5 protein-coding genes are annotated in these 9,035 nt (G+C 73.5%); 1 reads left to right on the forward strand and 4 read right to left on the reverse strand.

Annotated elements, in window-relative coordinates:
* Nucleotides 1-126 precede the first annotated feature (126 nt).
* The 4 genes from ACZ5SK_RS47355 to ACZ5SK_RS47370 form a co-directional block, all read right to left on the reverse strand.
* Nucleotides 127-4,293, reverse strand: coding sequence for an Rne/Rng family ribonuclease (locus tag ACZ5SK_RS47355; protein ID WP_468578025.1), 4,167 nt, complete (start codon nt 4,291-4,293; stop codon nt 127-129).
* Nucleotides 4,294-4,570: 277 nt separating this feature from the next.
* Nucleotides 4,571-5,335, reverse strand: a complete 765-nt coding sequence (locus tag ACZ5SK_RS47360) for a TIGR03936 family radical SAM-associated protein (protein ID WP_079662284.1) — start codon at nt 5,333-5,335, stop codon at nt 4,571-4,573.
* A 48-nt stretch (nt 5,336-5,383) separates the two neighbouring features.
* Entirely contained in the window at nt 5,384-6,535 is a 1,152-nt protein-coding gene (locus tag ACZ5SK_RS47365) for a hypothetical protein (protein WP_334579886.1), read from the reverse strand.
* 69 nt (nt 6,536-6,604) lie between these two features.
* The gene (locus tag ACZ5SK_RS47370; RefSeq protein ID WP_334579885.1) at nt 6,605-7,756 is read right to left on the reverse strand and encodes a glycosyltransferase; all 1,152 of its coding nucleotides are present in this window, start codon (nt 7,754-7,756) and stop codon (nt 6,605-6,607) included.
* A 259-nt stretch (nt 7,757-8,015) separates the two neighbouring features.
* On the opposite strand from ACZ5SK_RS47370, the gene ACZ5SK_RS47375 reads away from it, so the two are divergent.
* Nucleotides 8,016-8,891: a hypothetical protein gene (locus ACZ5SK_RS47375; RefSeq protein WP_361710595.1), complete on the forward strand. Its 876-nt coding sequence runs from the start codon at nt 8,016-8,018 to the stop codon at nt 8,889-8,891.
* Nucleotides 8,892-9,035 lie beyond the last annotated feature (144 nt).

A 9,035-nucleotide genomic window follows, 5' to 3' on the forward strand; every position in this document is an offset into this window, starting at 1 on the left:
AAAAACAACCAACCACCCACCAATACACCAGCGCTGGGTGGGGTCGTTTTCCCCTCCCCCCCCCCCCCCCCCCCCCCCCCCCCCCCCCCCCCCCCCCCCCCCGCCGCTGTCGGCCCGAGCCGGACGTCAGTCCTCCGTCGAGGCCGAGACGGCCGGGGCGCTCGTCTGCGCCGCCGCCGTCTTCTTCGACACCGTCTTCGCCGCCTTCTTGGCCGTCGTCTTCTTGGCGACGGTCTTCTTCGCGGCCGTCTTCTTGGCCGCCGCCGTCTTCGTGGTGGCGGCCTTCTTCGCCGTGGCCTTCTTCGCCGTCTTGCGGGCGGCCGTCTTCTTCGCCGGAGCGGCCTCCGCGTCCTCGGCGGGCGCCTCGGTGTCCGCGGCCTCCTCGGCCGCGGGCTCCGTCACGGCCGACGGGACGACCATGACGGCCGTCTCCTCGGACGCGGTCGGCGCGGTGGCCTTGCGCACGGCGCGGCGCCGCGGGCGGGCCGGGGCCGCGCTCTCGGCGACGGGCTCGTCGGCCTGCCCCGCCTCGGCCTGCTCCACCGGAGCGACCTCGGCGACGGGAGCCTGCGCGGGCGCCGGCTCGGCGACCGTCACCACGGCGGCCTCGGCCCCCGCCGGCGAACCGGCCGGCGCGGACACCTTGCGGGTGGCGCGACGACGCGTACGGCCCTTGGGCGCGGCCTCGTCGACGACGGCGGCCTCGGCGGCCGGAGCCTCGACGACCGGGTCCTCGACGGCGACCGGCTCGGCGTGCGCGGCGACGGCCTCGGCCGGCTGCACCGGACGCCCAGCCTCCGTCTCGGCGGCGACCTCCTGCGCGGTGGGCGCCTCCACGACCGGCTCGGCGACCTGTTCGGCGACCGGCTCGGCGGGCTCCGGCGTGGCGAACGTCCCGGAGCCGCCCGCCCTGCGCGACTGACCGCCGCGCGGCGCACCCGCCGGAGCGGATGCCCGGCGGCTCGCCCGGCGCCGGCCCCGGCCACGTGTGGCAGCGGCCTCCGCCTCGGCGATGCTGCTGTACAGCTCCTCGTCGGCCGCGAACTCCGGCGCGGCGAGCGCGACCGGCTCGGCCACCTCGGCGACGATCTCGGCCTCGGTCTCCGCCTCCAGCTCGACGCTCACGAGGGGCTCGACGACCTCGGCCGCCACCGTCTCGTGGTCGTGCTCGTGGGTGTCGCCACCGCGGCCGCGCTTCTTGCGCTTGCCACCGCCGCCGACGGCGGCCGGCTGCTCCATGTGGACGATGACGCCGCGCCCGTTGCAGTGCACACAGGTCTCGGAGAACGACTCCAGCAGCCCCTGCCCGACCCGCTTACGGGTCATCTGCACGAGCCCCAGCGAGGTCACCTCGGCGACCTGGTGCTTCGTACGGTCGCGGCCCAGGCACTCCAGGAGCCGGCGCAGCACCAGGTCCCGGTTGGACTCCAGCACCATGTCGATGAAGTCGATCACGATGATGCCGCCGAGGTCGCGCAGCCGCAGCTGACGCACGATCTCCTCGGCCGCCTCCAGGTTGTTCCTGGTGACCGTCTCCTCCAGGTTGCCGCCCTGGCCGGTGAACTTGCCGGTGTTGACGTCGACGACGACCATCGCCTCGGTCCGGTCGATCACCAGCGAACCGCCGCTGGGCAGCCAGACCTTGCGGTCCAGCGCCTTGGCGAGCTGCTCGTCGATCCGGTACGTGGCGAAGGCGTCGACCTCGGACGTCCACCTCGACAGCCGGTCGGCCAGGTCGGGCGCGACGTGCGAGACGTAGCCGTGGATCGTCGACCAGGCCTCGTCACCGCTGACGACGACCTTGGAGAAGTCCTCGTTGAAGATGTCGCGCACGACCCGGACGGTCATGTCCGGCTCGCCGTACAGCAGCGTCGGAGCGTTGCCGCTCTTGGCCTTCTTCTGGATCTCCTCCCACTGCGCCTGGAGCCGCTCGACGTCACGGCGCAGCTCGTCCTCGCTGGCGCCCTCGGCGGCGGTGCGCACGATGACGCCCGCGTCCTCGGGGACGATCTTCTTGAGGATCGTCTTCAGCCGGGCCCGCTCGGTGTCGGGCAGCTTGCGGCTGATGCCGGTCATCGAACCCTCGGGCACGTACACGAGGTAGCGGCCCGGGAGGGAGACCTGGCTGGTCAGCCGGGCGCCCTTGTGCCCGATCGGGTCCTTCGTCACCTGGACGAGGACCGACTGGCCCGACTTGAGGGCGGCCTCGATGCGGCGCGGGCCGCCCGCCATGCCGAGTGCCTCGAAGTTGACCTCACCGGCGTAGAGCACCGCGTTGCGGCCCTTGCCGATGTCGATGAAGGCGGCCTCCATCGACGGCAGCACGTTCTGGACCTTGCCCAGGTAGACGTTGCCGACGTACGAGGTGGCCTGCTCCTTGTTGACGTAGTGCTCGACGAGCACGCCGTCCTCCAGGACGCCGATCTGGGTGCGCTCGCCGCTCTCGCGGACGACCATCACCCGCTCGACGGCCTCGCGGCGGGCCAGGAACTCGGCCTCGGTGATGATCGGGACGCGACGGCGCCCCTGCTCACGGCCTTCCCGGCGGCGCTGCTTCTTGGCCTCCAGACGCGTGGAGCCCTTGATGGACTGCACCTCGTCGGACGGCTCGGAGGGCTTGCGCGGCTCGCGGACCTTGACGACCGTGCGCTCGGGGTCTCCGTCACCCGTCTCGGCCTCGGTCGAGGAGTCCCCGGCGCGGCGACGGCGACGACGGCGACGGCGGCTTCCGGCGGTGGAGCCACCGGCCCCGTCCTCCGCGTCCTCGGCGTCCTCGTCCTCCTGCTCGGCGGTGTCCTCGGCGTCCTGCTCGGCCTGCTCGGCGGCGAAGTCGTCGGCCTCGGCGTCGCCGGCCTCCCCCTCACCGTCGGCGGCATCGCCACGACGACGGCGCCGGCCGCCACGGCGGCGACGGCGGCGCGAACCGGTCTCCTCGCTCTCGTCGTCACCGTCGACGACGTCCTCGGCGGCCTCGTCGGCCTCCTCGGGCTCCTCCTCGGCGACGGGCGCGCTGGTCACGGCGGCGGCGGGAGCGGCGGTCTCGGTCTCCTCGACCGCGGGGGCGCCCCGGCGGCGACGGCGACGGCGCGAACCGGCCGGCTCCTCCACCGGGGGCTCCGCGGCCTCCTCGGGCTCCTCGGCCTCGACGACCTCCTCGGCCTCGGCGGCGGCAGCCTCGGCGGCGGCCCGCTGCGGCGTCTGGAACTGCGGCTCGGCGAACACGGGCGCCTGGAACACGGCGACCGCGGGCCGCGCCGGGCGACGCGGCGCGTCCTCCTCGCCGTCGCCCTTCACCGGCTCGGGCGCGGAGAAGCCACCGGCGGCCCGACGGACCACTCGCCGACGCCCACGGCGCGGACCGGCGTCCTCGTCGGCCTGAGCGGCAGGGGCCTCGACGGCCTTCGGCTCTTCGACCACGGCGGGAGCTGCGACAGTCGCCTCGGCGGCCGCCGCGGTCACCTCCGCCGCTTCGGACGCCTCGGTCACTTCGGCGACCTCGGCCTCGGCGGGCGCGGAGACCCGGCGCGTGGCGCGACGGCGGGTACGGGGAGCGGCCTCGGCGGGAGCCTCGTCGGCCACGGCAGGGGCCTCGGCCTCGGCGGCGGGCGTCTCGGACTCCGGGGCGCCGGCGGACGCGGTCGCCCGGCGGGTGGCCCTGCGCCGCGTGCGGGGCGCGGGCGCCTCGTCGGCCACCGGGGCGGCGGGCGCGGTCTCGGACTCTGCGGCGGGCTGTTCCACGACGGCGGCCTCCTGGGCGGCGGTCTCGACGACCTCGGCCGGAGCGGCTCCGGCGGGCGCGGACACGCGACGCGTGGCCCGGCGGCGGGTACGGCGAGGAGCGGCGTCCTCGACGGCGGTTTCCTCGACTGCGGTTTCCTCGACTGCGGCCTCATCGGCGGCGGCCTGCTCGGCGACCGGTTCGGCGGCGGCCACGGGCACGACCGTCTCGGCGGCCTCGGCGGCGGCCGGAGCACCGGCGGGCGCGGAGGCACGGCGGGTGGCCCGGCGCCGCGTGCGAGGCGCGGCCTCGGCCGCTTCTTCGACCTCCGCAGCCTCTTCGGCTTCCTTGGCCTTGACGTCGGCGGTCCGAAGATCCTCCTCCGCCAGCTCCTCGACGGACTCCACGGCCGGTATGGCCGGCGTGGTGATCTCGGCCGAGGTGTCGGCGGCGGCGACCGGCGGACCCGCCGGCCGGGAAGCGGCACGGCGCCGACGACGCGGCGGCAGGGTGTCGCTGGGGGTGTTCGATTCGGAGTCCGTCACGGACTCTGTGGATTCGGTTGGCTCGAGCATGCGGGCGTTTCTCCCGTCAGGCTCCCGGGCGCCGCGCCTGGTCCGGCGTCGATCACGGGGGATCGATCGCCGTTGACGTCCGCGGCTCGCGCGATGCGCGGTGCCGCCGTCCGGGGCGCGGGCGCCGCACGGGAGCTCTCTGTGTCCTGTCTCGCCGGTTCCGTACGCCGAATGCGTACGGCCTGGCGAAAGTCTTCTGGTCGGTGCGCTGCCCGACCCAGGTGGCTCCCGAGTCCGAGGGCGGCGCTACGACGTCCGTCCCTTCGCGGAACCTTCCCTACGCGGGCGCCTTCGCGGCGGCAGCGGGTACGGCCGTTGTGGGGGCCTGTGCTGCCTCGCGGTCGGGCGCGAGCGGGTCGGTCACCGTGCCGGTCTCTTCATCGAAAAGCCCCTGCGCCAGCCTGGTCACCGCTGCGGGGACCGGCGGCGCCAGGTCGGCCACGGCGCGGAGACCGGACAGGACGTCGTCGGGTCGTACGGCAGGCGTCACGTGCCGAACAACCAGCCGCAGTATCGCACAGGGCTGGTCGGTCGGCCTATCAGCAGGTTCACTGTGTGTTTCAAGTTGTACGACCGCGGCCCTGGCGTCGAAGGTGCGGACGCCGTTCTTGGTCATGCGCTGAACCTCGACGGTGTCGGCCTCGTTGAAGGCCTCCACCGCGCGATCGGCGTCGGCCGGGTCCACCCCGGCCAGCCGCAACTCCCAGACGGAGGCCGTCAGCCGGTCGGCGAGCCCCGACGTGCGGGCCTCGACCGCGTCGACGACGTCGAGCCCGGCGGGCAGCGACTCGTCGAGGAGGATTCTCAGCTTCTCCGGGTCACGCGCCGCGGTCAGCGCGATCTCCAGGTACTCCGCCTCACTGCCCGTGCCGGTGGGTGCGGCATTGGCGTACGACACCTTCGGATGCGGCGTGAACCCCGCCGAGTACGCCATCGGCACCTCGGCACGGCGCAACGCACGCTCGAAGGCGCGCTGGAAGTCACGGTGGCTGGTGAACCGGAGGCGGCCGCGCTTGGTGTAGCGCAGTCGGATGCGCTGCACCGCGGGTGCGGGCGGCGGGCCTTCGGGCTGTCGCTTGCCCAGTGTCGTTCAGTCCTTCGTGAGAGCGGTCGTACTCCTACCAAGAGTACGTGTCTCGCCCTCCGATGGTTCCCGCCGGACGACGGCCTCCCGCTCGCTCGGCTTCCCGGGCGGCCCGAAGAGCATCCGGCGCACGTCCGCGCGGGCCTGCCGGGCCGTCTCCCGGGCGGCGGCCAGCGTCTGCCGGGCGGTGCGGCCCACGCTGCGCGCGGCCCGGGCCGCGGGACGCAGCACGGCGTCCCTGACGAGGTGCCCGACCGGGGTGAGGACGGTCCGGTACGCCCAGCGCACCGGCTCGACGAAGATCCACCGGAAGAGGGCGCCGAGGAACCGTCCGACGGCGAGCGAGATCCGTCCGGCGATCCGCCAGGCGTGCCCGAGGGCGTCCCCCACCTCCCTCGCCAGAACCGCGAGGAAACGCCCGACGGGAGCGAGCACCCAGCGCCACAGGGCCAGCGCGGGCAGCACGACCACGATCCGGCTGATCCAGTACAGGACGAACCCGATCCCCCTGACCAGCGTCACCAGGCCCAGCCACACCCCTCGCGCGCACCAGGCGATCGCCCGCCCGACCGGCGCGAGGATCCACGCGTGGACCCAGCGGGCCGGAACGACGACGAGGTACCGCACCAGCCACGCCACACCGGTGTACGCGCCGACGCCGACGGCGGCGAGGACGGCCCCGATCCCCTTCAGCAGCCAGAGCACCGCAAGCCCGACGGGCGTCAGCACGCGCGCGTACACCCACGCCAGTGCGGCCCCGGCCCCCCGCGCGAGCCACGCGATGCCGTGCCCGACCGGGGTGAGGACGTACCCGTGGAGCCACACCACCGGCACGACGAGCAGCACGTTCCCGAGCCGGCCGAGCGCCCGGCCCACGGGGACGACGACGTACCGCCACAGCCCGATCAGCGGACGGACGAACAGCGCCTTCCCCAGCCACAACAGGGCTCGCCCCAGTGGCCGCAGGACCGTGTCCCTGAGGAACCGTCCGATGACGACGAGCGCGTCCCACGCCATCCGTACGGGCACGACCAGCACGAGCACGATGATCCGCACGGGCAGCCTGACCGCGACGACGAGACACCCCTCGGGCGCCCGGTCGGGCCTCTGGGCGGGCGTCTGTGCTGGCGGTGCGGCGGGCGGCTTGTGCAGGTCCATGTCGGCGTAGACGCCACAGGCGCCCCGGCGGATGCACCGACCAGCCGGAACGCGGCCGTCAAGGCGTCGTCACTTCTTCCGGGTCCTGGCCGCCTTGCCGGCCCTGGACGCCTTCGGCCGACGGACCGGGGCGGCCGGCCGGGGGACGGCCTTGACGTGCGGGACGGAGAACTCCCGGTTGGTCTCGGTCTGTTGACGGATGGCGTCGGGCAGGTCCGGCATCGCCAGCAGCGCGTCGCAGGCCCGGACGGCGGCCGTGTGGTCGCCGACCCAGTAGGCGCAGATGGAGAACTCGAAGAGCAGACCCCACTGGTACACCCACGACCTGGTGAACAGCAGGTCGGCCGGCTCGCGTGCGCCGACGACCCCGCCGAGCAGGGCGTACGCGGTGTGATGGCGGCTCTGCAGGCGCAGTCGCGAGGCCAGTTCGTAGACGGCTTCGAGGCGGGCGGGGCGGGACTCCCAGGCGCGGGAGAACGCGTCCATGGCGCCGGGCCAGTCGTCGGCCTTCTCCGCTTTGAGGATCCCGGCCTCCAGGAGCGAGCAGTACACCTCCTCGCCCCAGCCGCCGAGGCCGGCCCGCCGCTCGTACAGCGCGATCGCCTCGTCCACGTGTCCCAGGTCGCGTTCGGTGTTGGCGAGGTAGAAGACGGTGCGCGGGTTGGTGGGATCGCGCTCCAACTCGCTCCGCAGCAGGCGCGCGTCGCGTTCGAACTTGTCGCTGCGGCAGCCGCCGTCCGCGTGGTCCTCGATGACGAGCGCGTCCAGGTTCTCCTGCCGGTCGGGCTCGTCGGTGCACGGGTACTCGTGGGTGACGCCCTCGTAGCGCCACGCGCGGTCGCCGCGCATGAGGTGCTTGAAGCGGTGCTGGGTGCCCGGGGTGTCGTAGCGCAGCATGTACGAGCCCGCCGTCAGCCGGGGCAGCGGGGCGTCCTGGCGCATGACGTGGTCGGCGTCGAGGGTGAGCAGGTAGTCGGCCTTGCCACGGGCGTGCTGGATGTTCTGCGTGCGGTTGTGCCCGAAGTCGACCCAGGGTTCCTCGTGGAGCTCGCCCGGGATGCCGTCGAGCGCCTTGCGGATCAGCTCCTGCGTGCCGTCCGTCGAACCGGTGTCGGAGATCACCCAGTAGTCGATGAGGGGGCGTACGGACTCCAGGCAGCGTTCGATCACCTGCGACTCGTCCTTGACGATCATGCACAGGCACAGGGTCTGCTGTTTCACGGGCGTCAAGGTGACACAGGCCTGGTGCGGGGCCGCCCATCCACGCGGAAAGCGGGCCGCAATGCTCCCCGAACGGCCGCGGAAACCCCCAGGCGGGCGACCCCGGGCGAGGAATGACCCATCAGCACGCACCGATTAGTCCGATACGTCGATAAACAGACGCTTTCGGGTCACACGCCTCGCCGTAGCCCGCTCCTCGGGTCAGGCTCGCCCTCAGGTTCGGGGACCACCCGGACCGTTCGATGCAAGGAGCACGAGAATGCGACCTGAGTTCGGACCGTACTCTCTCCTCGGGCCGGTGGCCCGGCACAGATGCAAGAAGGCCGGCATGGTGGCCTCGCTCGCCGTGGTCCTGGCGGCGGGCGTGATCAGCCCGGCCGCCGCGGCGGCGCGCAGCGTCACCGACCACGCGCGAACGGAGGCCACCCCCAGCGGCGGCGACAAGTGCAAGCCGACCCATCACAACCCCCGGGCGGCCGAGGCGGCCGCCAAGGACCAGTGCAAGGGCCCGACAGGCCCGACCGGCCCCAAGGGCCCCAAGGGTGCCACGGGAGCCACGGGGGCCACCGGAGCGACCGGAGCCACGGGGGCCACCGGCGCCACCGGAGCCACGGGGGCCACCGGAGCCACCGGAGCCACCGGCGCCACCGGCGCCACCGGCGCCACGGGATCCACCGGCGCCACGGGATCCACGGGCGCTGCCGGCCCCTGCATCGACCTCGACGCGGCGCAGAACTCGGCCGACTTCGAGCTCCGGGCCGCACTGTTCAACACGCGAGCGTTCGCGGGTATCCACGACCTCACGGGCACCACAGCCCATCCCTTCCTGTGGACCGATCTCAGCACGCACCCCAACTACCCCATGGGTGGTGTGGATTCGCAGGGCGCCCCTGTCGGCTTCGCCTGCGCCATCGGCCTCAACGCCCACCCTCAGAACGCCGCGGACCCCATCAAGTTCGACGTCATCACCACCGTGGGCCAGGTCTGGGAGACCACCTGCGTAGAGCAGAACACCCCGCCCAATGCCACCCTGAACTGCAATAACGCACAGGGCCTCCCCCAGCCCTGGGTGAGGGTCAACCTTCAGCCCGCGGCCCTCGCCACCAACAGCGGCACAAGCGTCACACCCAACTGACGGGCCGCCAACACGCCAACGGGGTGTGGGGGGGGGGGGGGGGGGGGGCTCTTGTCCCCCCCCTCGCGGTCCTAGATTTGGGGCCGGGGACTCTTGCTCTTTCCCCCCTTTGTTTGGCCGGTCGTTTCTCCAGAAACAAAGGAG

This window comes from Streptomyces sp. NPDC031474, from assembly GCF_055581185.1.

Coding starts and splice junctions, on each gene's coding strand:
- ACZ5SK_RS47355 (WP_468578025.1), bottom strand. CDS start 4,293: ATGCTCGAGCCAACCGAATCCACAGAGTCCGTGACGGACTCCGAATCG.
- ACZ5SK_RS47365 (WP_334579886.1), bottom strand. CDS start 6,535: ATGGACCTGCACAAGCCGCCCGCCGCACCGCCAGCACAGACGCCCGCC.
- ACZ5SK_RS47375 (WP_361710595.1), top strand. CDS start 8,016: ATGCGACCTGAGTTCGGACCGTACTCTCTCCTCGGGCCGGTGGCCCGG.